Source organism: Candidatus Gorgyraea atricola (assembly GCA_030765235.1).
Taxonomy (GTDB): domain Bacteria; phylum Omnitrophota; class Gorgyraeia; order Gorgyraeales; family Gorgyraeaceae; genus Gorgyraea; species Gorgyraea atricola.
This window is the reverse complement of sequence record JAVCCW010000001.1, coordinates 96,844-119,459: the sequence shown is the minus strand read 5'-3', so window position 1 is coordinate 119,459 and position 22,616 is coordinate 96,844. Positions and strand designations below refer to the sequence as shown.

At 43.1% G+C, this 22,616-nt stretch carries 25 protein-coding genes, 4 tRNA genes and 2 pseudogenes; 21 read left to right on the top strand and 10 right to left on the bottom strand.

Features of this window, described 5'->3' with window-relative positions; all coding sequences use genetic code 11:
• The 10 genes and pseudogenes from P9L93_00590 to dnaA all read right to left on the bottom strand — a co-directional run.
• Positions 1–211 (bottom strand): NifB/NifX family molybdenum-iron cluster-binding protein (locus P9L93_00590; protein ID MDP8229582.1); only part of this gene is annotated, 211 nt, incomplete at its 3' end.
• A gap of 73 nt (positions 212–284) precedes the next feature.
• The gene (locus P9L93_00585) at positions 285–647 is read right to left on the bottom strand and encodes a DUF5320 domain-containing protein (protein MDP8229581.1); all 363 of its coding nucleotides are present in this window, start codon (positions 645–647) and stop codon (positions 285–287) included.
• A 62-nt stretch (positions 648–709) separates the two neighbouring features.
• Positions 710–1,180 (bottom strand): Fur family transcriptional regulator, encoded by a 471-nt coding sequence (locus P9L93_00580; protein ID MDP8229580.1) that lies wholly within the window; start codon positions 1,178–1,180, stop codon positions 710–712.
• 250 nt (positions 1,181–1,430) lie between these two features.
• A tRNA-Glu gene (locus P9L93_00575) sits at positions 1,431–1,508 on the bottom strand.
• A gap of 6 nt (positions 1,509–1,514) precedes the next feature.
• A complete protein-coding gene (gene gyrA / locus P9L93_00570; protein MDP8229579.1) occupies positions 1,515–5,048 on the bottom strand; it encodes a DNA gyrase subunit A in 3,534 nt (1,177 codons plus the stop codon).
• Between the two features lie 84 nt (positions 5,049–5,132).
• A pseudogene (locus P9L93_00565) lies at positions 5,133–5,264 on the bottom strand (DNA gyrase subunit A).
• Between the two features lie 176 nt (positions 5,265–5,440).
• Complete coding sequence (gene gyrB, locus P9L93_00560; protein MDP8229578.1) at positions 5,441–7,870, bottom strand: DNA topoisomerase (ATP-hydrolyzing) subunit B; 2,430 nt, start codon at positions 7,868–7,870, stop codon at positions 5,441–5,443.
• Positions 7,870–8,181: a DUF721 domain-containing protein gene (locus tag P9L93_00555; protein ID MDP8229577.1), complete on the bottom strand. Its 312-nt coding sequence runs from the start codon at positions 8,179–8,181 to the stop codon at positions 7,870–7,872. Before P9L93_00555 ends, gyrB begins: the two co-directional genes overlap by 1 nt.
• Positions 8,182–8,190: 9 nt before the next feature.
• Positions 8,191–9,282: a DNA polymerase III subunit beta gene (gene dnaN, locus P9L93_00550; protein MDP8229576.1), complete on the bottom strand. Its 1,092-nt coding sequence runs from the start codon at positions 9,280–9,282 to the stop codon at positions 8,191–8,193.
• A gap of 162 nt (positions 9,283–9,444) precedes the next feature.
• The gene (gene dnaA, locus P9L93_00545) at positions 9,445–10,779 is read right to left on the bottom strand and encodes a chromosomal replication initiator protein DnaA (protein ID MDP8229575.1); all 1,335 of its coding nucleotides are present in this window, start codon (positions 10,777–10,779) and stop codon (positions 9,445–9,447) included.
• 111 nt (positions 10,780–10,890) lie between these two features.
• Between dnaA and rpmH the strand changes: the two genes are divergently transcribed.
• The 21 genes and pseudogenes from rpmH (at position 10,891) to rplT (ending at position 22,613) form a co-directional block, all read left to right on the top strand.
• Complete coding sequence (rpmH, locus tag P9L93_00540) at positions 10,891–11,028, top strand: 50S ribosomal protein L34 (GenBank protein MDP8229574.1); 138 nt, start codon at positions 10,891–10,893, stop codon at positions 11,026–11,028.
• Positions 11,028–11,387 carry a ribonuclease P protein component gene (rnpA, locus tag P9L93_00535; protein ID MDP8229573.1) on the top strand — a complete coding sequence of 120 codons (360 nt, stop codon included), beginning with the start codon at positions 11,028–11,030 and terminating at the stop codon, positions 11,385–11,387. Before rpmH ends, rnpA begins: the two co-directional genes overlap by 1 nt.
• Positions 11,359–11,607, top strand: coding sequence for a membrane protein insertion efficiency factor YidD (yidD, locus tag P9L93_00530; GenBank protein MDP8229572.1), 249 nt, complete (start codon positions 11,359–11,361; stop codon positions 11,605–11,607). Before rnpA ends, yidD begins: the two co-directional genes overlap by 29 nt.
• A gap of 3 nt (positions 11,608–11,610) precedes the next feature.
• Positions 11,611–13,164 (top strand): membrane protein insertase YidC, encoded by a 1,554-nt coding sequence (gene yidC / locus P9L93_00525; protein ID MDP8229571.1) that lies wholly within the window; start codon positions 11,611–11,613, stop codon positions 13,162–13,164.
• Positions 13,161–13,367, top strand: a complete 207-nt coding sequence (locus P9L93_00520) for a Jag N-terminal domain-containing protein (GenBank protein MDP8229570.1) — start codon at positions 13,161–13,163, stop codon at positions 13,365–13,367. The genes yidC and P9L93_00520 overlap by 4 nt, the downstream gene beginning before the upstream one ends.
• Positions 13,368–13,391: 24 nt before the next feature.
• Positions 13,392–14,186, top strand: coding sequence for an AAA family ATPase (locus P9L93_00515; protein ID MDP8229569.1), 795 nt, complete (start codon positions 13,392–13,394; stop codon positions 14,184–14,186).
• A gap of 40 nt (positions 14,187–14,226) precedes the next feature.
• A complete protein-coding gene (locus tag P9L93_00510; protein MDP8229568.1) occupies positions 14,227–15,129 on the top strand; it encodes a ParB/RepB/Spo0J family partition protein in 903 nt (300 codons plus the stop codon).
• Positions 15,130–15,139: 10 nt separating this feature from the next.
• Complete coding sequence (locus P9L93_00505) at positions 15,140–15,643, top strand: nucleoside-diphosphate kinase (protein ID MDP8229567.1); 504 nt, start codon at positions 15,140–15,142, stop codon at positions 15,641–15,643.
• Positions 15,640–16,521, top strand: a complete 882-nt coding sequence (locus tag P9L93_00500) for a YicC/YloC family endoribonuclease (protein MDP8229566.1) — start codon at positions 15,640–15,642, stop codon at positions 16,519–16,521. Before P9L93_00505 ends, P9L93_00500 begins: the two co-directional genes overlap by 4 nt.
• A gap of 1 nt (position 16,522) precedes the next feature.
• Complete coding sequence (gene gmk / locus P9L93_00495; protein MDP8229565.1) at positions 16,523–17,095, top strand: guanylate kinase; 573 nt, start codon at positions 16,523–16,525, stop codon at positions 17,093–17,095.
• Positions 17,096–17,130: 35 nt separating this feature from the next.
• Positions 17,131–17,316, top strand: coding sequence for a DNA-directed RNA polymerase subunit omega (gene rpoZ / locus P9L93_00490; GenBank protein MDP8229564.1), 186 nt, complete (start codon positions 17,131–17,133; stop codon positions 17,314–17,316).
• Positions 17,317–17,351: 35 nt separating this feature from the next.
• Positions 17,352–17,891, top strand: coding sequence for a flavoprotein (locus tag P9L93_00485; GenBank protein ID MDP8229563.1), 540 nt, complete (start codon positions 17,352–17,354; stop codon positions 17,889–17,891).
• Between the two features lie 38 nt (positions 17,892–17,929).
• Positions 17,930–18,553, top strand: coding sequence for a phosphopantothenoylcysteine decarboxylase (locus P9L93_00480; protein MDP8229562.1), 624 nt, complete (start codon positions 17,930–17,932; stop codon positions 18,551–18,553).
• Between the two features lie 40 nt (positions 18,554–18,593).
• Positions 18,594–18,791, top strand: a pseudogene (locus P9L93_00475) (DUF1559 domain-containing protein).
• 342 nt (positions 18,792–19,133) lie between these two features.
• Positions 19,134–19,208 (top strand) — tRNA-Cys (locus tag P9L93_00470).
• A gap of 83 nt (positions 19,209–19,291) precedes the next feature.
• A tRNA-Leu gene (locus tag P9L93_00465) sits at positions 19,292–19,379 on the top strand.
• Positions 19,380–19,527: 148 nt separating this feature from the next.
• Positions 19,528–19,604: transfer RNA gene (locus P9L93_00460), tRNA-Val, on the top strand.
• A 169-nt stretch (positions 19,605–19,773) separates the two neighbouring features.
• The gene (gene thrS / locus P9L93_00455) at positions 19,774–21,501 is read left to right on the top strand and encodes a threonine--tRNA ligase (GenBank protein ID MDP8229561.1); all 1,728 of its coding nucleotides are present in this window, start codon (positions 19,774–19,776) and stop codon (positions 21,499–21,501) included.
• A 3-nt stretch (positions 21,502–21,504) separates the two neighbouring features.
• Positions 21,505–22,041, top strand: a complete 537-nt coding sequence (gene infC / locus P9L93_00450; GenBank protein ID MDP8229560.1) for a translation initiation factor IF-3 — start codon at positions 21,505–21,507, stop codon at positions 22,039–22,041.
• A gap of 11 nt (positions 22,042–22,052) precedes the next feature.
• On the top strand, positions 22,053–22,250 hold the full coding sequence (gene rpmI, locus P9L93_00445) for a 50S ribosomal protein L35 (protein MDP8229559.1): 198 nt from the start codon (positions 22,053–22,055) through the stop codon (positions 22,248–22,250).
• 12 nt (positions 22,251–22,262) lie between these two features.
• Positions 22,263–22,613 carry a 50S ribosomal protein L20 gene (gene rplT / locus P9L93_00440; GenBank protein MDP8229558.1) on the top strand — a complete coding sequence of 117 codons (351 nt, stop codon included), beginning with the start codon at positions 22,263–22,265 and terminating at the stop codon, positions 22,611–22,613.
• Positions 22,614–22,616: the final 3 nt, after the last annotated feature.

Genomic DNA, 22,616 nt, shown 5'->3' with positions numbered 1-22,616 from the left:
CTGTTGCCCTCATGCCCATTCCGCCAGCTATAATACACTGCACGCCTTTTGAATGCAAAAATTGAGGAATGGCCCCTGGTTGATGACCTGGATTAGACACGACTTGTCTGCTCTTCAGCTCACTGCCCTCTATGTCCACTATTGTAAATTCCGGACATCTTCCAAAATGAGCTGAAACAAAACCTCCATCTGTAGATATTGCTATTCTCATAAGCTTTCCTCCTAAATGTTTGTTCTCGGCTCGGACTAACCAAAAACAATGCCCGGGCCGAGAATCAAAAACGTTATTTCTGTTTTCCTGCTGACTCAAGGGTATTGATACGATCCTGGACATCCTGTAACTGCTGTTTCAACAACTCTGACTCTTCCTTTAATATACCCATCTCCTCTTTAGCTGTAGGTTCAGGATCATATGCTGGGCCATAATACGGTGTACCATAAACATAAGGATATGCTCCTCGCCAGCCACTGCCAAAGCCTCTACCTCCACCATACTCACGACCTCTACCCCATCTTCGGCCAAATCCAAACAGGCCTCCACCTCTTGGATTCATGTAGCCTGGGACGGAATAACCAGCACAATGCCCTGCAGCTCTTCCTGTTTTTGGACCTTGTCCTAAAGGACCTGTTCTATCTCCTGCTGGCATAACTAACACCCCCTCTCTTATTAACTATTGAAACCCATTGTCATTAACAACGAAAAAAAATATTACTTCTTTTTACATTCACTACATAATCCATGAAACTGTATAAGGTGATTTGTGATCTCAAAATCATACTTCTTGGAAAGACCCTTCTCGGTTTGATTAAGCAACTCTACCTCTTCATCAATAAAATCTGTATAATCAACAACCCTACCACAGCCTGTGCAAACCAAATGATGGTGATGCCTAGCGCCTTTTGGACCTTCTGATAACTCATATCGTGCTCTCCCATCACCAAAATCAAACTTGAAAACGAGACCCATCTGAACTAATAATTCTAAAGTCCGATACACAGTCGTAAGGCCGACATTGGGATACATTTTGTGTACAGCCATATAAACATCTTCCGCACTAAGATGTTTGGATGTTTTGCTTAAAACGTCCAATATGGCTTGTCTCGGTACAGTCATCCTGTATCCGCATCCTCTAAATCTTCCATGCCACCAAGGTGGCCCTGTTCCATCTCTTCTTGGCATTTCAATTCTCCTTATTGGTAATGGTTCTCACTTCCAATATAAGTATACATTATCTCTTTTGGGTTGTCAAGAAAAAATTAATTAGATTGAGACCCTCGTCACCATGTCATCAGATTAACCATCTGACATCATTTTGGACACTAACCACCACCTAAATTCTGGTGTCCATATAGGTGTCCATTTTGATGTTAAATTGGTGTATTTTAGAAAATTTGACAGGAATTGATTTTTGTTTTTATCGTCGGTAAAGTGGCGTCCCCAACCGGATTCGAACCGGTGTCGTCAGATCGAAAATCTGATGTCCTAGGCCAGACTAGACGATGGGGACTTAGAGTTATTCTTCATCGGGGATGACGCGGGCTACTGCTGAGACCCTGTCACCTGAGTCTAATTTTATTATGCGGACACCTTGGGCGGCTCTGCCTGTGGTGCGGATATCTTTTACCGGGCAGCGGACAACCATGCCTTTTTCAGTCATGACCATGAGTTCATCTTTATCGTTTACCATTCTAAGGCCTACTGCTTCACCGTTTTTCTTTGTTACAGTTACATTCTTTACGCCTTTTCCGCCGCGTGATTGCTTTCTATATTGGTCTACAGTGGTGCGTTTTGCAAATCCCTGGGATGTAACTGTCAGGATCGTAGCGTCTTTTCTCGTGATCTCCATTGCGATAACTATATCTTTTTTACCAAGGCCTATGCCTTTTACACCTTTGGCGCCTCTTCCCATATCTCTCACTTGAGATTCTGGAAAACGGATAGCCTTGCCTTGGGTCGTGGCCATAAGTATTTCTTGTTTGCCGTCAACCCATTTGACTTCTATAAGTTCATCACCTTTTTCTACAGTAATGCCTATTATGCCGCCTTTTCTTGGATTTGAATAAGCCATTAGATCTGTTTTCTTTATCAGGCCATTCTGCGTAGCCATTACAAGGAATTTTCCCTCTTCAAACTCTTTTACCCTTACGCACGCAGAGACTTTTTCGTCCGGGGCAAGATGCAGGAGATTGACTATTGCCTTACCCCTGGCTGCGCGGCCTGCCTGAGGTATCTCATATACCTTTAACCAGTAGACCTTTCCTGTATTTGTGAACACGAGTATGTACTCATGTGTGGAAGCAACGAACAGATGCTCGACAAAATCCTCGTCCTTCATGTCAATACCTGTTACGCCCACACCGCCTCTTTTTTGTTTTCTATACGAAGCGACTGGCAAGCGCTTTATATAACCAGCATGGCTTATAGTAATAACCATGTCTTCTTCCGCGATCAAATCTTCTATTTCTACCTCTTCCATCTTCGCGACTATCTCTGTTCTTCTCTCATCGCCATAGTCTTTCTTTAATTCCAGGACTTCGTTCTTCACGATCTCCAGTATCTTTTTCTCGCTCTTTAGAATCGCCTTGAACATCTCGATCTTTTTGATGAGTTCCAGATATTCTTTTTCGATCTTTCCTCTTTCAAGCGCTGTCAGGCGCTGGAGCTGCATCTCGAGGATAGCCTGGGCCTGTACATCGCTCAGGTCAAAATTTTTCATCAATCTATCTTTAGCTATCTTGACATCTTTTGATTCCCTGATCGTCTTTATGATCTTGTCTATATTATCTACTGCTATCTTTAAGCCTTCCAGGATATGCGCCCGGCGTTCTGCCTTATCCAGCTCGAACTGCGTTCTTCGCCTTACTATGATCTCTCTGTGTTTTATGTATAATTCGAGACATTCTTTCAGTTTCAGGACTTTGGGTTTATTATCTACAAGCGCCAGCATGATAACGCCGAATGTAGTCTCCATCTGCGTACGCTTGTAAAGCTGATTCAGAATGACCTGGGCATTCTGATCGCGTTTCAAATCTATAACGATCCTCATGCCCTCTCTATCAGATTCATCCCTTATGTTTGAAATCCCTTCTATCTTTTTATCCTGCACAAGGTCAGCAATGTTTTCTATGAGTTTTGATTTATTTACCTGATAAGGGATCTCAGTTATGACAATGGCTTCCTTATTGCCTTTTTGCTGCTCTACGGCTGCCTTTGCGTGAAGCTTTAGGCGGCCCCTTCCTGTTTCAAACGCCTCTTTTATGCCTTCCCTGCCGCAGATAATGCCGCCTGTTGGAAAATCAGGCCCTTTTACTACTTTCATTAATTCCTTTATAGAAACCTCTGGGTCAGCAATGACCTTTATTATGGCATCAACTATCTCAGTGAGATTGTGCGGTGGAATATTCGTGGCCATGCCAACCGCGATACCGCTTGAGCCATTTACAAGAAGGTTTGGCAATCGCGCAGGCAAAACACTCGGCTCCTGAAGCGACTCATCAAAGTTCGGCACAAAATCTACTGTATTTTTGTCTATGTCGTCGAGAAGTTCATCCGCGATGGCATCCATTCTCGCCTCAGTATATCTCATGGCTGCAGCCGCATCACCATCAACAGAACCAAAGTTACCCTGACCGTCTATTAAAGGATATCTAAGAGAAAAACTTTGCACCATTCGCACAAGAGAATCATACACAGCTGTGTCGCCATGAGGATGATATTTGCCAAGACAATTATGCGAAACCATGCCATTGGCAATAAACTCATGCTCCCCTTCTATCTGTATATCATAAGTTGCCTGCGGTGCGGATTTTTCTATTGAAACAACTCTTGAAAAATAAGTCTTATTTTCTACTATGTCGTCGACAAAGCTGGAAAGAGGGGAACCTATCTTCTTTAATTTTTCTCCAATCCCCCAATCCAAAACCTGACATTTTCTCAAAGGTTTCTCAGTAAGATCATTTGTGTATCTAATCTTAGAGCCTGTTGGATATTTTATGCCCATTCTGAATTTATTGCCGCTTAAATCCTGATACCAGCCACTTCCAATATGCCTTGTACTCAATTCAGTAAAAATATTGGCTCCTGCATAAGGAATAAGGTCGTGTTTTGAAGGAATTGTTCGCTTAAGAGCCATGCCAAATAATCTAACCTGCTTCAGCGGCTGGGCACAATTAATTTTAGACGCCAATAATAGCGCATTGGAACCCTTGAATTCTAGCGCATAGAATGCTTCTCTGCCTTTAACTGCTTTTCCCAACACAAGGCTGGAGCTTGTCTGCTTTGCTCTATATTTTCTGCCAAAAATTCCTTGATGCTGTAAAAGCAACAACAACCCGTCTATCAGCTCTTCAGAAATCGAGCCATAATGTACGACATTTCTGTTTTTATGAATGCTGCCATCTCCATCAACTAACCCAGAAACAAAAGCAAATATTACTTCTTTTGGAGATCTATATATCTGCCACGGAATTTTTTTAGTCTTTGCCTTGCAGCCTTCGAGATTAAAATTTGACATAAAGAAATCGTTGATATGATTCCTATTAGTCCTTACAGAATACATCTTTTTAAGTGGCTTCCCGTGTTTTGTGACACCTTTAGGCGCTTTCACCTCAATCTTCGGTTCATAATCAAATTCTCGTTTGAAAATTGAGCGCACTTTTTCTAAAATACTTTCACTGCAAGAATCAAAACGCATCCTGTTACGCTGTCTTCCGTTAGATTTTTCCACAGACCCATCTGACAACAAAAAACCTAACACATACGCTATATTTTCATTGAGATAAGTGGGGTACTTTTTTATATCAACGCTTTTCTTCAGCCTCACTGGCCCTTTAACCTCAGGGTAATGAGCTCTCGTAACAATATAATCTTCTCTGGTTAATTCTTTTGCCTCTTTCCAGACAAATTCTAAATCTTTATCTAATACCTTGAATTTCTGCGAAGGCGTAACTGTATTAGAAATCCCATTGTCCAGCTTGATCTTCAAAAGACCCTTTTTTGGCATCTCATATAACTGCGTAACCGTCCTCAAGCTATGCTGCGTAAACACCTGGTCGCCTCGCTCAACATTCTGGATAGGAACCAGCCCCTTCTCGGTCAATATAAGCGTGTCTTTAACAAAACATTCGCCAACGATTCTTGCGGATTTTTTGTAGGGTTTGCTATGCTCCAGGCCGAGATCCATCATTGCGTAGAGAATACGCCTGTGCACTGGCTTTAAGCCGTCGCGGATATCAGGCAAGGCCCTGCCTACGATTACGCTCATGGCGTAAGTGAGATAGGAATTCTTCATCTCATTTTCGATGTAAACCGGTATTAATTTTTCGTTCTGGGCATACATATCTTAAATACCTCTTACTTCTGCGTGGTTCCGCGTCTAAAGTAGACAAATCAGTCAGTGACAGTTTTGTCTACTTTAGCTTCCGCGTTGGTTCCGCGATTCTAAATATCTAAATTCGTCACTTCAAGCGCGTATTTGTCTATAAACGCTTTTCTGGGTTCGACCTGGTCACCCATCAAAACTGTAAACATCTCATTGGCTGCGACTGCATCCTCCATAGCTACCTTTAAAAGAGTGCGCGTCCCAGGGTCCATGGTGGTCTCCCAGAGCTGGGTCGGGTTCATTTCACCAAGACCTTTGTATCTCTGGATGTGCAGGCCCTTTCTGGCTATCTCTTGTACGTAATCAAGGCACTCTTTTAAGGTATCCAGGCCCTTTATGTCATCTTCTGACTCCATCTTAAAATCATTCTTTTTTGTGCCCGCGTCTGGCTGGAATACCTGTTCGATCTTAAAGCCCATTTTCTCTATCTTTTCAACGATCTTTTCTGTGTCTCTTGCCTCGTAGAACTCCACTACATGGCCGCTCTTCTGGCCTATTTCAACGTCCTTGCCCAGCTCCTTTTCCAGCTTTTTTATGGCCTTTGCCAGCTCTTCGTCATCATAGAGAAATTGGGCTTCTCCCTCCACTTTTACCATATAAATGGGTAGTTTTTTGGTCTTCTTATGCCTAAAACCCAGGTATTTTGACAATTTCACTCCACGACGCTCTATGGCCCCTGCCAACTTATCAAACCCCAAAACCAGGCTTAATAGCTCCTTGAGCTGCTTGTCTTTAAAGGTCTTTTTGTCCTTGACCCGCGTGAGCACCATGCCTTCTGTGCCAAGGTCAAACAGGAAATTATTCATCTGTTTTTCTGTATCTATGTACTCTTCGCGCTTGCCCCTTTTTACCTTATATAAAGGAGGCTGAGCTATGTAGATATTGCCTTTTTCTATGAGTTGCGACATCTGTTTGAAAAATAGCGTCAAAAGAAGCGTGCGGATGTGGCTGCCATCAGAATCTGCGTCGCACATAAGTATTATTTTATGGTATCTCAGCTTTTCCAGATTAAATTCTTCCCCTACGCCTGTGCCAAGCGCGCTTATAATGGTGCGTATTTCTTCGTTCGCCAGGACCTTATCAAGCCTTGCCTTTTCTACGTTCAGGATCTTTCCTTTAATAGGAAGGATCGCCTGAAATCTGCGGTCCCTGCCCTGCCTGGAAGAACCACCTGCTGAATCTCCTTCAACTATATACAATTCGCATAAGCTCGCGTCTCTCTCAGAACAGTCTGCGAGCTTGCCTGGTAGAGATGTTGAGTCTAACGCGCCTTTGCGCCTGGTAAGCTCTCTTGCCTTACGAGCAGCTTCTCTTGCTCTTGCCGCGAGTATTGCCTTCTCAATAGCCTTGTTCGCAACTGACGGATTCTCTTCAAAATACGCCGAGAGGTTTTCGTTTACAATGGATGCAACAATGCCTTCGACTTCACTATTGCCAAGCTTTGTCTTTGTCTGGCCTTCGAACTGGGGGTTTGGCACCTTAATGCTTAATACGCACGTCAATCCTTCTCGTATGTCCTCGCCAGAGATAGCCACGTCTGACGACTTAAGCATGTTTTTATTTTTACAATATTGATTAACTGTTCTTGTAAGGGCAGACTTAAACCCGCTGAGATGCGTGCCGCCTTCGATCGTATTTATATTATTTACAAAGGTAAATATATTCTCTGAATATGCGTCATTATATTGGAGCGCTATCTCGCACGAGACCCCGTCTTTTTCACCTACAAAATAGATCACCTTTTTATGTAACGCGTTTTTGTTTCTGTTAAGATGCTCTACGAATGATATGATGCCTCCGGAATAGAAAAATTCAGCCTCTTTTTCCTTGCCCTCATACTCTAATGTTATTTTTAGGCCTTTATTTAAAAATGCGAGCTCTCTCAGACGGTTGGACAAGGTTTCAAACGAAAACTCTATCGTGCCCTTGAAAATTTCCTTATCTGCCTTGAAGGTCACACTGGTGCCAGTAGTCTTTGCCTTGCCAACCACTGTGAGCTTCGAAGCAGTCTTGCCCTGCTCATATTCCTGGTGGTAGACCTTGTCGTCCCTTTTTATCTCTACCTCGAGCCATTCGCTAAGCGCGTTTACAACGCTCACGCCTACACCGTGCAAGCCTCCTGATACCTTATAAGAGCGGTGGTCAAACTTTCCTCCTGCGTGGAGCGTGGTTAAGACGACCTCAACAGCAGGCTTTTTCTGCGTCTTGTGCATGTCCACGGGTATGCCGCGGCCATTGTCTGTGACAGTGACGCTATTATCCACATGAACAGTTACTTCTATCTTGTCGCAATGGCCAGCCATTGCCTCATCCACAGAGTTATCCACTACCTCATACACCAGGTGATGCAGTCCTCTTGCGGACACATCGCCTATGTACATGGCAGGCCGCTTTCTTACCGCATCAGCGCCTTCCAGCACCTGGATAGTCCGCGCATCATACTTCTGCGTCTTTGCGTCTACCTTTTTGCGTTTTTGCGATTCTGCCATTATGTGATATCTCCCATCCTAAACCGGATGTCTTCTATTCTATACTGCTCTAATTCCTTCTTTATGTCCTTTAATATAGAGCGCTTTTTTAAGCTAAGGCTGTAAAGCCATGTGGAGCTGTCTACCTCTACTGTTAAAATCTTGCGCGTCAAACTAACTGGCCGCGAATGAAGAATAGCTTTTTCTCCAGCCGCCTTTTTCCATGCCTGCGATATCTCTTCTTTTTTACCAGGCCCTTGCTCTTCTATTTTCTTTACTATCTTACGCAGTATGCCTTTTATGTCTTCGGTGCGGCCGGTTCTTTTCTTCACAGCAATGAATTACGCGAGCTGCATGGGGAGCACCAGGTACAAGTACCAGTCCTCTATCCTCATAACAGCTGGCTTATCAGGTCCAGCTATTTCTATTTCGATCTCATCCTTTGGTATCACCTTCAGCGCATCAAGGAGATAGCCCGGGTTAAAACCAACGGTCATTTCGTGACCTTTATAACTAGTGTCTATCTCTTCTCTTGCCTCGCCTATGTTTGGATTGGATTTAGAGACCACGATCTTATCCTTCAGGACATCTATTTTTATGGATCTGGAGTCCTGTGTCGTAAGAAGCGCTGCCCTTTTTACGCCCAGCAAAAATTGTTCTCTATTTATAATTATTTTATCCTTTACCTGTTTTGGTATGATCTGCTCGTAGTTCGGAAACTCGCCTTCTATAAGCCGCGAGATGATCGTGACGTTTTCCAGCTCAAACTTTGTCTGGTTTTCACCAAACGTTATCCGGACATCTCCTTCATCTTTCAAAACCCTGTTTAATTCATAGATAGTCTTTGACGGCACAATAATAGATTTGTCCGGCGCTTCCTTGCCCAGGTCTTTTTTAATAAGACTCAGTCTCTTCCCATCTGTAGTTACTATTAAAAGCTGGTTTGCTTTAAATACAAAAAGCGCCCCGTTTAAGACATATCTTGTTTCGTCATGAGAGATCGAAAAATGCGTCATGCTGAGCATTTGTTTTAACATAGACTGCTCTATTATAACGTGCGGCTCGTTTTCAAACTCTGGGAACTTCGGGAAGTCCTCTTTTGGCAGGCCCAGTATTTTAAAGAAACACTTTCCGCACTTTATTGTCATTGAGTTGTTTTTCAGGGTGTTTATTATAATGTCCTCATCCGGCAATTCTTTAATTATCTCATTAAACCTCTTTGCCGGCACTGTCAACGCGCCGCTGTCCTCTACCTCTGAATTCAGCGTAGATGATATGCCTATATCAAGATCTGTGCTTGTGAGTCTGACACTGTCTTTTTCTGCTTCGATCAATACATTTGATAGTATTGGCAGGCTGCTTTTTGATGATATGACGTTTTGCACGTTCTGTACATTTTTTATAAGGTCATTTTTGATTATTTTTAATTTCATAAATATCCCCCAAGCGTTATTGTATTATTAGTTTTTCTCTATTGAAAATTAATAGTCTTAGTATTAAGCGGTGTTAGTATGTTGATAACCGCGAAAGCCGACTCTTTAATTATAGTTACGAAATAAAAATTATCCACAAAAAAATATTAATTATCCACACTACTAACCATTTATCTCGAGCATCAGGCGGTTGATCAAGTTCTTAACATTTTGGTCCTTCTTAATTTCCTTCTGTATTTTACCGCAGGCATGTATGACAGTGGAGTGGTCCCTGCCGCCAAACTGTTCACCTATAGCAGGGAGCGTGGAGCTGGTGAGCTCCCTTGCAAGATACATGGCCATCTGTCTGGGGTATGCGATCTGTTTAGAGCGCTTCTTGGCCTTTAGGTCAGAGGGCCTCACGTCAAAATAATCAGCGACCTTTTTCTGAATGAGCTCCACTGATATCTTCTTCTCCCCTGCCATGAGCACATCCTTCAGCACATCCTTCGCGAGCGTCATAGAGACCCGGGTGTTTCCCATGGACGCGTACGCAATGACCTTTATTAAAGCCCCTTCGAGCTCGCGGATATTGGTCTTTATTTTTTCAGCTATAAAATACAACACGTCTTCTGGCAGCGTGACAGCATTGCGTTCTGCCTTTTTCTTTAATATGGCTATGCGCGTCTCAAGATCCGGCGGCTGTACATCTGTTACCAGGCCCCACTCAAATCGCGAGACAAGCCTTTCTTCAAGGCCTGGTATGGTCTTGGGCGGCCGGTCACTAGAGAGCACGATCTGTTTATGGGCGTCGTAGAGCGCGTTAAAGGTATGGAAGAATTCTTCCTGCGTGGATTCCTTGCCAGCGATAAAATGCACGTCATCTATCAGCAGCACATCGACCTTGCGGTATTTTTCCCTAAATTGTGGCGTGGTCCTGTTCCTGATAGCGTTTATAAGTTCATTGGTAAAGCTCTCGCTTGAGGTGTAAGAAAGTCTCATGTTCCTGTGCATCTCTGAGACATAATGGCACGCTGCCTGCATGAGATGAGTCTTGCCCAGGCCCACACCGCCGTAAATAAAAAGCGGGTTATATGCCTTTGCAGGGGATTCAGCTATGGCCATGGTGGCTGCGTGAGCAAAGCGGTTGGACGATCCCACAACAAACCCTTCGAATGTATACCTGGGGTTCAGATAAAACGGTTTTTTCTGCGCTGGTCTTTCAGGAGTGGTAATTTTTTTTGTGTCCACTCCCTTCTCTTGTGCAAGAGGCCTTATCTGGAATGTTATTGGTACGACCTTACCAATGGTTTTTAATATAGATATATTCAATACGTCTCTGTAATGATCATAGATCCAATCTTTAAAAAAATTAGAAGGCACTTCTATTACAACGGCATCCTCTGTCAGCGACGAGAGACTGGTTTGTGTGAACCAGTTATCAAAGGCCCTCTGCCCTATTTCCTGTTTTGTGTGATCAAGGATTTTATCCCAGATATTAGATAGGTCAACGTTCATAGGTTCACACATTATAACAGGGAGGTTTTGCGTTTTCAAGAGAAATCTTTCCCCTTGACGGTATGCTCGAATGTGTTATAATAAATATTCCACAGATAAGGAGATATTGTCGTGAAAAAACATCTTACCAGAAAAAGTCTTTTAAAGCGAAAACGCAAGCACGGTTTTAGAAAGAGGATGCGCACTGCCAAAGGCAGGGCCACTTTAAGACGTAGGCGCAAGAAAGGCCGCAAGAGACTCTCTGCTTGATGAAGAAGAGTTCCTTTACAAGGAAAGAGCGCCTCAAGAAGAATCAGGCGATAAAAGCAGTTTTTGACAAAGGCACTCGCTTCAGGAGCAAGCTAGTTACAGTATTTTTGCTTAAGAGAAATAAAGACCCGGGCCTGAATAGAGTCGCGTTTGCAGTAAGAAAAGGGCTGTACAATAAAAAGCCTAGCCTGAGAAACAGATATAGACGAGTCCTGCGAGAGGCATATAGAAAGACAAAAGAATTCATGCCTGGCGGCTATGACATGATCGTGCTGGCCACAAATCTTACCAGGCAGACAAAAAGTACCAGCCTTGAACAAGAACTAATCCATGTATTTAAAAAATGCGTTAAAAAATAGTATAGAGTTTTATCGTAAGCATTTGTCGCAATTGATGTTACGCAAATGTAGATACTATCCATCCTGCTCAGAATATACGCTCGAGGCAATCGAAGATCAGGGCGTATTAAAAGGGCTATTAAAGGGGGCGTTACGCATCCTAAGATGCAATGCACTTTTTCCGGGCGGGTATGACCCTTTTCTAGGGACAAGGGACAAGGGACAAGGGACAAGGGGTTAAATAATGGAAAAAAGATTGTTGACTGCAGTGGTACTTTCGATTCTGGTGATGCTGGTATACCCTTTGTTCATGGCAAAGATCAACCCGCCACCTATTGAAACAGAGTTCGTGACGCAATCGCTTGAACAAAAAGAAGTTATAGAAATAGAGCCTGTGACCCCAGAACAGGAAATCATCGCTTCCGGATCCCTTGAGAACGAGAAATACGCGTTAGACATATCTGACGCAGGCGGCTCAATACAGAAGATCCAGATAAAAGACGGCAAGAGATTAGACATCGATCTAGTGGAAAAGGCATTTTATCAGGCAGGGGTTTTGTCAATCGAAGGTAAGGGCGCGCTGCAGGGATTATCGTTACAACCGTTTGAAATCAAAAGAGATACAAAGTCATTTTATACAGAAAAAAATGGACTTGCAATAGAAAAACGCGTAAGATTTTTAAAAGATCAATACGGCCTGAACGCGTACATAAAGATAACGAATAATTCTGGCGTAACTCAGAATCTATCTTTCGAGCTCACCACTGCGTCAAATATATCTAATAAAGAGGCGTGGGAATCAAGGTATATTGGTGTAGATGTTTTATATAAGGATGGCAAGATAGCAAGGATAGCAAAGCCTAACTCTAAGAATCACAATAAGTTATACCAAAACAATATCGAATGGCTTGCATTAAGAAATAAATATTACTCAATTATTGCTCGACCTGATTTTATACCATCAGGCGTGTTTACTGACAATATACAAGGTTCGCTTGTTACAGGATTTATTGTTGACGAAAGGATCGTGCCTGGGGAAACAAAGACATATAAACTCCTTTTCTATATGGGCCCGACAGAAGGCATTGAATTAGAAAAGGTTGACAGATCCTTTGGCAGGGCATTATATTTTGGCAAATTAACGAGCATAATTTTAGTACTTTTGAGCGTATTGAAATTTTTCTATGGCATTTTTCATAATTATGGCGTCGCTATATTACTGCTTACGTGCTGTATCAGCCTTCTGCTTTTTCCTTTGTCATTTAAAAGCTTGAAATCCATGCGAAAACTCCAGGAGCTGCAGCCGCACATAGAAAAAGTACGACAAGAACACAAGGATAACCCGCAGAAGCTAAACAAGGAAATAATGGAGGTTTATCGTCGGTATAAAGTGAATCCCATGGGCGGATGTTTCCCGATGTTCTTACAGATGCCGATATTTATCGCGCTATACCAGACCCTTATGAGGTCAGTTGAGCTCAAGGGCGCGCACTTTCTGTGGATAGAGGACCTTTCCATGCCAGATGCCGCGTTTCATCTTCCGTTCAGCCTGCCTTTTCTGGGCAGCGCAATAAATCTATTGCCAATTTTGATGATAGGTGCTATGATATTACAACAGAAGCTTTCGCAAGGCAAGGCAAGCGCCAGCCAGACAGACCAGCAGAAGATGATGGCTTCTATAATGCCTGTCATGTTTGGGTTTATCTTTTACTCTTTGCCATCTGGCCTGGTGTTATATTGGTTAACTAATACATTGTTTACAAGCTCATTACAATTCTTTGCCTTAAGAAAAACATGACTCCTCATAGACAGAGGCTAAATGAGATAGAGATAGAAGCAAAGACAGCGCAGGATGCGATCAGGATAGCCCTATCTAAATTAAAGGCTGATAGGTCTGAGGTAGATGTAAAGGTGTTACGAGAAGAGCACAAAGGCCTATTTAGCATGAATGGTTCGAAATTAGCTAAAGTGAGAGTTTGCAAGAAGTTACAAAAAAAATGATACGGTTATGATACGGTTAGTCTTATGGGAAAGATCATAGCGATTTGCAATCAAAAAGGCGGAGTAGGAAAGACCACAACAGCTATTAATCTTGGGTACTCTCTTGGCTTAAGGGGCAAGAAAGTATTGCTTATAGATTTTGATCCACAGGCTAATGCAACCAGTGGCGTAGGCATTGATAAGGCAAAGATAGAAAAGGATATCTATGATGTTTTAATCAATAATATCAAGCCTGTAGATATCATACAGAAGCTATATGATTCAGAGTTTAAGTTGATCCCATCCAGCATAAATCTTACTGGCGCAGAAATAGAGCTTATAAGCCTGATGAAAAGAGAATATAGGCTCAAGACTAGCCTTGAAGGCATTAAATCAGAGTATGATTTTATTGTCATTGATTCACCGCCTTCATTAGGGCTTTTAACCATCAATGCCCTAACAGCAGCTGATTCAGTTTTGATACCCATACAATGCGAGTACTATGCCTTAGAAGGCCTTAGTCAGCTTTTAAACACCATAAACCTGGTAAAGGAGAACCTTAATCCTGGCCTGGAAGTAGAAGGGGTGTTATTGACCATGGCTGATTATAGGACAAACCTTACAACTGAGGTAATAGGCGAGGCTAGAAAATTCTTTAAGGAAAAGGTCTTTACCACGATTATACCCAGAAGCATCAGATTAAGTGAGGCACCTGGTTTTGGCAAGCCAATACATATGTATGACAAGAGTTCAATAGGTTCAAAGACATACGAAGCGCTTGCAAAAGAGCTTTTAGGTGAAGAATCGCAACCTCCTACTCACACTGTAGGTCAGGTTTAAACCTGACCTACAGTGTGAGTAGGGTTAGGGAGGAAGAGGAATGGAAAAAAGAGGTCTCGGAAGAGGTTTAGAAGCGCTTATATCAGGGACCCCGAACCACTCGCTACGCTCGGGTACGGGGCAGGCAAGGGATGTGGGAGCTACCACCTTATTAAAGGCTGGTAAGGGCCAAGCTGTAGTTAATGTGCCCTTGGGCAAGATCAAGGCTAATAAGTACCAGCCAAGAGGGGATTTTGATAAGCAGGCCTTAGAGGATTTGGCTAATTCGATTAAGGAAAAGGGCTTTGTCCAGCCAATCTTAGTAAGAGATGTAGAGGGCGAATATGAGCTGGTTGCAGGAGAGCGTAGATTCAGGGCTGCTCAGAAGCTTAATTTAAAGGAGATACCGGCCATAGTCAAGGATGTTTCAGATCTAGACTCTCTAGAACTTTCTATAATAGAGAATGTGCAGAGAGAAGACTTGAACCCAATTGACCAGGCAAAGGCATATAAGAGGCTTTTGGACGAGTTTGACATGACTCAGGAAAAGGTCTCTGACACGATTGGCAAAGATAGGACCACAGTAACTAATATATTGAGATTGTTGAAGCTGCCAAAGAAGATCCAGGACCATGTTTCACGTGGCACTATCTCAATGGGTCATGCGAGGGCTATGCTGAGCCTGCCAACTGAGAACGAGCAAAACAGGCTTTGTACAAAGGTTTTGAAAAATGACCTATCTGTGAGAGACACAGAGAGATACGCAAAAAAAATGTCTGTACATTCAAAGAAAAAAGTCTCAGAAAAAGACCCGAATTTGCTATCATTAGAGGAAGAATTAAGAGATGCATTGGGCACAAAAGTGCGCATTCTTAAAGGTAAGCGCGGCGGCAAGATAGAGATAGAATTTTATTCTGATACAGATCTAGAAAAGGTCGTAACTCGTTTAAAATCAAAGAGTTAGAGAGGTCAATATGAATCAGCAAACGCTCGTCCTTATTAAACCAGATGGCCTTGTTAAGTCGCTCACTGGCAATATCCTAACCCGGCTATCTGAGTCAAAGCTGGAAATAGTCGCAGCAAAGATGGCCAAAGTTACGCGAGAATTAGCGGTTGAGCATTATAAACACATGAAAGATAAGCCATTTTTTGAAGATCTGATCAAGTATATTCAAGGAGAGCTGCATGACAGGCGCAAGGTCATGGCCATAGTTTATTGGGGCGAAGACGCGATAAAAAAAGTCAGAGAACTTGCTGGTACGACAAATCCAGAAGAGGCGGAAGCCACAAGCATCAGAGGCTCTTACGGCAGGATCACCACAAAGGGGCTTTACGAAAACGCGCTTCATGCGTCTACAAATCCAGAAGAAGCAGAACGCGAGATAAAACTCTGGTTTGAACCAGACGAGGTTATAGTCGATATATATCCGACAAAGAAAAAAACTATTGAGCAAAAGAATAAGCGGGTCTGGGCATGATAAAGAGCATGACAGGTTTTGGAAAAGGTGAATCAAAGAGCCAGTTCGGCAGATTTACGGTGGAGCTGCGCACATTAAACCACAGGTATTTTGATATTTCTTCCAGGATGCCGAATAATCTCGGGATCTTTGAAGACAGGATCAGAAATTATATAAATAAACACATCAAAAGAGGCAAGGTAAATCTCGCGCTTTCTCTAAAAAAGAATGGAAAGGGTTTTGAGACGACAAAGATCGACCATGATGCCATTCAAAAATATTACAAGATGCTTACCAAGATCAAAAAAAGATTTAATTTAAAGGACGAGATAAAACTTTCTCATATATTGTCTTTCCCGGATGTGATCGTGCAGGACCAGCCTGAATATGATGTAAATTCTGTATGGCCTGTCTTAGAATCAGCGATTAAAAAGGCAGCGCTTGATTGTAATAAGATGAGAGAAGAAGAAGGCAAGGCACTTTATAAGGATCTCGCGAAGAGACTGGGCAATATCTCTTATTCCATGAATAAGATTTCCTCTATAGCGCCGAGTCTTGTTGCGCAATATAAACATAAACTGGATTCTAAGATAAAAGGACTGTTAAAGAACAAGAATTTTATAGACCGCTCGAGATTAGAAACAGAGCTTGCCATATTTGCCAAGCAATCTGATGTCTCAGAGGAGCTGACACGGGCCAGGAGTCATATAAAGGCCACCAAGGCCGCTCTTAGCTCAAATAAAGAGGTTGGCAGGCGCCTGGATTTTATATTGCAGGAACTACAGAGGGAGATCAATACGCTTGGCGCAAAATCTTCCAGCACAAAGATCTCGCAGCTCGTCATAGATATAAAAAGCGAAATAGACAAGATGCGCGAACAGGTTCAAAACGTGGAGTGATATGAAAAAACAGGGTATATTATTCATAATCTCAGCACCGTCAGGGTCAGGGAAGACCACACTTTGTAATAAATTAGTGGATTCCTTGAGCGGCCTGAGTCGTTCCATTTCCATGACCACACGGGCCCCGCGCGCAGGAGAACGGGACGGCATGGATTATATTTTTATGGAAAAGGAAGAATTCTTAAAGCGCAAGAAGAAAAGCGAATTCCTGGAATGGGCAAAGGTGTTCACTGAATACTATGCTACGCCAAGGAAATATATAAAACACATGATAACCAAAGGCCATGATGTTCTTTTAAATATAGATGTGCAGGGCGCGATGAAGATAAAAAGGCTTGGCATGAGGGCAGTTTTTGTATACATCCTTCCGCCATCCATGTCACAGCTAAAGGAAAGATTAACGAGTCGTTCAACAGATACTAAAAAAGAGATAGCGAAGAGACTCAGGATCGCGAAGAAAGAACTCTCGTATCTATCCAGATACGATTATGTTGTCGTCAATAATGTGCTGGACTCAGCGCTGGAAAACCTGCGCTCCATTGTCATAGCAGAGAGATGTAAAGTAATCTGAAAAACAAGATTAGAGGGGAGCAATGAATGTCTTATATGCCGCGAGAAAAGGTTGTTAAGAGCGAAGACAGTATTTATAAATTAACATTGATTGCCGCAAGAAGGGCCATAGAGCTGAACAATGGCGCCAAGAAATTAATAGAAACTGACTCAAAAAAATTCTCAACAATTGCCCTGGAAGAGATAGGAGCGGGGAAAGTGACGTACAAGGTTAAGAAGTAGAGGTTATGGAATGTTACGTAACCTCCTCTGTAAATATGAAGAAAACCGTAGTCATAGGCGTAACCGGGAGCATCGCGTGTTATAAAGCCCTCGATATTATACGAGGGCTTCAGCGTCTTGGTTTGTCTACTGAAGTAGTGCTTACAAAAGAGGCAGAGGAGTTTATAAAGCCGATTTTGTTTCAATCCGTTTCTGGGAATAAAGTAATCAGTTCTGACATGTTCAAAGTCCCAGAGGAATGGGATATTGCGCATGTTTCCTTAGCTAAAAAAGCAGATCTTATCCTTGTCGCGCCTGCCACAGCCAATATCATTGGCAAGGTAGCATCAGGCATCTGCGACGACATGCTCACCTGCACCATCTGCGCAACAAAATCCCCAATCCTATTCGCGCCAGCCATGAATGAAGCCATGTACAAGAATAAGATCGTACAGGCCAACATCCAAAACCTAAAAAAAGCCGGCTACCACTTCACCGGCCCCATCAAAGGTTCCCTAGTCTGCGGCACAAAAGGACTAGGCCATATCCAGGATATCGACGTGATAATAAAAGAGGTAAAAAAATTATTAAGATAATAGTTGCTGCTGGGCCGACAAGAGAATTGATCGATCCTGTGAGATTTATTTCTAATAGATCCACGGGTGAGATGGGTTATGCGATTGCAAACGAAGCGTCTCGAAGAAAGCACGCTGTTACGCTTATAAGCGGACCTACCAGATTAAAATCTCCAAAGGTTAAAAGGTTTATTCCAATTGAGAGCACAGAGGATCTCTTAAAGGCGCTTAAGAAAGAGATTAGAAGCGCGGATTGTCTTATTATGTGCGCTGCAGTTGGGGATTTTAGGGTAAAAAAGGTTGCAGGCAAAAAGATCAAGAGAAAAAAGACACTTTCGTTACAGCTTGTGCCGAACAAAGATATATTGAAGGAATTATCCAAGTATAAAAAAGCTAAGTTATTCGTGGGATTTAGCTTAGAGACTGAGAATTGGCTTAAGAATTCCTCTAAAAAGCTAAAAAGTAAGAACCTTGATTTGATTGTAGCTAATCGCTTGACAAAGAATCATAACCCATTTGGCGATAATAGGTTAGGTGTATGCATCATTGATAGATCTAGCCATAGGATATATATAGATAATAGAAAAAAGCCATTTATATCACATGTTTTGCTTGACAAAATAGAGCGGATGTGGTATTTAGGAAGGGACAAGGGACATGAGACAAGAGACAAGGGAGTTTAAATACTCCTTGTCCCTTGTTACTTGTCCCATGTCCCTAACGATGGAGGTTAACTTGAAGAAACGTGGTTTTACGTTGATCGAGTTGCTTGTTGTAATAGCGATTATAGGTATTCTTGCTGGTATGCTGCTTCCAACGATTGGCAAGGCGAGAGAGCGGGCCAGGCGTACGAGCTGTATGAATAACCTGAAACAGATAGGCATTGCCTTACATATGTATGCTACAGATAATATGGAAAGATTTCCTAAGACACTTCAGGATCTGGTGGATGGAGAATATATAGATACGCTTGAGATCTTTAAGTGTCCTTCAAGCGCAAGCGATATCCCTACAAGTGCAGATAGTGGAGATTATGTGTATCAGTCAGGGCTTACAGAGTCAGCTGATTCAGATGAGCCTATAGCTTGCGATAACGCAGATAATCATAAGGGGACTGGCGGGAACGTACTTTATGTCGGTGGCCATACCAGATGGCGGTCTGCCTCTGGCGGCAAATGGACCCCGCCGTTTTAATGGATACAAGAATTTTTACAACGTGTAGCGTAATTTTAATGATGCTACACGTTTTTGTTTTCTAAGGTCGGCGACGTAGCCAAGGGGGAAGGCGGGAGTCTGCAAAACTCCTATTCGCCGGTTCGATTCCGGCCGTCGCCTCCAATCCGCCGAAGGCGGATTGATCCTGAGCGAGCCTAATAATGCGACAAATAGGAGCATTATAGGCGAGTCGAAGGACCTTATTTGCCGGGGTGGTGAAATTGGCAAACACGCAGGACTTAAAATCCTGTGGCCCAAAAGGTCTTGTGGGTTCGAGTCCCACCCCCGGCACCACCCTACGTTCACATGGGGTGAATCTTCGTAGCATACTTCGGGTGGTAAACCACCTAAATTTTAAGTGGGCCTGCCCGCCGAAGTATGCTTGTCCTACGAAGCTTTAGCGTAGTAGGGCTTCGAAGTATAGCTATATTTGAACGAAGGCGGGCTCATGGCGCAGTTGGATAGCGCGCTTCCTTGACATGGAAGAGGTCACAGGTTCAAGTCCTGTTGGGCCCACCACCCTACGCTCACATAGGGCTATACTTCGTAGTATGCTACGGGTGGTAAACCACCTTTAGTCTCCGAAGCGTGCTACAGAGATTAGCAGCACATGAGCGCAGGAGACCTTCGCTCAAATGGGGCGAATCTTCGTAGCATGCTACGGATGGTAAACCATTATTGAGGTATTATGGCACAAAACTTAGACGCACTACGACATAGTTGTTCACATGTGATGGCAGATGCCGTGAAGAGGCTTTTTCCCACAGTGAAGCTTGGGATAGGGCCTTCGATAGAGGATGGATTCTATTATGATTTTGATAAGGAGGAGCCGTTTGCGTTCGAGGATCTTGCTATAATAGAGAAGGAGATGTCAAAGATCATCAAGGCTGATCAAGAATTTAAGCAAGAAAGTATTTCTAAAAAAGAGGCGCTAAAGCTTTTTAAGAAAGAACCCTACAAGATCGAGCTTATAAATAATTTAGAGGGCGACACAGTATCGCTTTATAAACATGGAAAGTTCATTGATCTCTGCAAAGGTCCACATGTTAAATCCACAGGCCAAATCGGAGCCTTCAAACTCTTGAGCATCGCAGGCGCGTATTGGCATGGCATTGAGACAAACCCAATGCTCCAGCGGATCTATGGCACTTGCTTTGACAGCAAGGCAGCTATTAAGGAATTTATGAGACTCAGAGAAGAGGCAAAGCTCCGGGATCACAGAAAACTTGGCAAAGACCTGGATCTATTCAGCATCCACGACGAGGTCGGGCCAGGCCTTGTGTTTTATCATCCAAAAGGCGCTTTATTAAGGATGCACATAGAGGATTACATAAAGAAAGAACATTTGAAGCGCGGCTATCAGATAGTTATGAGCCCGCATATCTTAAAATCAGACATCTGGGTCACTTCTGGCCATTATGAATATTATAAAGAAAACATGTACATCTTTAAGGTCGAGAAAGACGAGTATGTGCTAAAGCCAATGAACTGTCCTGGCCATATGCTGATCTATAAGTCAAAACTACGCAGCTACAAGGACCTGCCTATACGATTTTTTGAATTAGGCAATGTGCACAGGCGCGAAAAATCAGGCGTGCTCCATGGGCTTTTAAGGGTAAGAGGATTTACGCAGGACGATGCGCATATCTTTTGTCTTCCATCACAGGTTGAAAAAGAGATCGAGGGTGTTATAGATTTTGTCATTGATACAATGAAGGTGTTTGGATTTACTGATTATAAGATCGATCTTTCAACCCGCCCGCCAAAATACATTGGCTCACTCGATATTTGGGAAGCTGCTACAGGCGCGCTAAAGAAGGCGCTCGAGTCAAAAAGCATGAAGTACGAAGTCAACGAGGGCGAGGGAGCGTTTTACGGGCCAAAGATAGATATCATGGTAAAAGATGCATTGGGCCGTCCTTGGCAGTGCGCAACAGTACAGTGTGATTTTGCGTTGCCTGAAAGATTTGATCTATCTTACATATCGAAAGACGGCAAAAAAGAGAGACCAGTAATGTTGCACAGGGTTATACTCGGGAGTGTTGAGCGTTTTATAGGTACGCTTATCGAGCATTATAAAGGCGCGTTTCCTGTGTGGCTTAGTCCTGTGCAGGCAGTAGTGGCCCCGATCACAGATCGCTCGCATGATTACGCAACAGGCATTTTGAAGAAATTACAGGAGGAAGATATAAGGGCTGAGATAGACGCAAGGAGCGAAAAGCTTCAGTATAAGATACGCGAGGCAGAATTAAACAAGGTCCCGTATATGCTGATCGTGGGCGACAAGGAAAAAGACGCTGGTACGGTTTCGCTCCGCGCAAGAAAAGAAGGCAATCTCGGCACTATAAAGATAGAGGAGTTTTTGAAGAGGATAAAAGACGAATCGCGAACACCTAAAACCGAACAACGAAAATAGGAGGTGATTAGTATCGCAAGGCCACTTAGAGTAAATCAAAGAATCAGGATAAAAGAGGTCAGGTTGATAGGGCCTGATAGTGAGCAGATGGGAGTTGTGCCCACTCAAGATGCGCTGCAGAGGGCGCAGGAGGCAGGACTTGATTTAGTAGAAGTCGCAGCTTCTGCAAAGCCGCCTGTATGTCGTATTATGGATTATAGTAAATTCAAATACGACCAGGATAAAAAGGAAAAAGAGGCCCGCAAACATCAAAAGATAGTGCATCTAAAGGAGATCAAGGTAAAACCTCATATAGAAGAACACGACTATCAGGTCAAGCTTCACCATCTCAAGAAATTTTTGGAAAGAGGGGATAAGACAAAGATTACAATGGTATTCAGGGGCAGGGAGATGGCTCACATGGATATAGGCAGGAAGGTATTGGACCGCGTTGTATCTGATCTTGCTGATGTCGGAGAGGTTGAAAAAGGCCCTGCACGGGAAGGCAGAAGCATCCAGGTGTACTTTACCCCGCGCGCTAAAAGCACTGTAAAGAAATAAAGGAGAATATAATGCCAAAGTTAAAGACGAACAAGGGCGCGAAGAAGCGTCTTAAATTAACAAAAAAGGGGAAACTCAAAGGTCATAAAGCAGGAAGAAGACATTTATTGACGTCTAAATCTTCTGGCCGCAAGCGCGGCTTAAGAAAGGCCACAATAATTACAGGAAAGGTAGCAAGAAGAACAAAGAAATTGTTACCGTACGGTTAAAAGGAGGGGAAAGTGGCACGAGTAAAATATGGACCAGCATCGCGCGCACGCAGAAAAAAAGTTTCTAAGATGGCAAAGGGCCAGAGGGCTGGCAGGAGCAAGTGGCACAGAGTCACAATGGAGTCAGTCAATAAAGCCCTTATGTACGCCACTAGAGATAGGCGTGTGAAAAAAAGAACTATAAGAAGACTCTGGATTCTAAGGATATCCAATGCCTGTAAAGACCTTGGCGTATCTTACAGCAAATTCATGAAGTCCTTGTCAGATTCAAAGGTGAGTCTAAATAGGAAGATCCTGGCAGATCTAGCAGTGAATGATAGACCAGTTTTTAAGAAACTAGTAGACGCCACGAAAAAGAAATAAGTA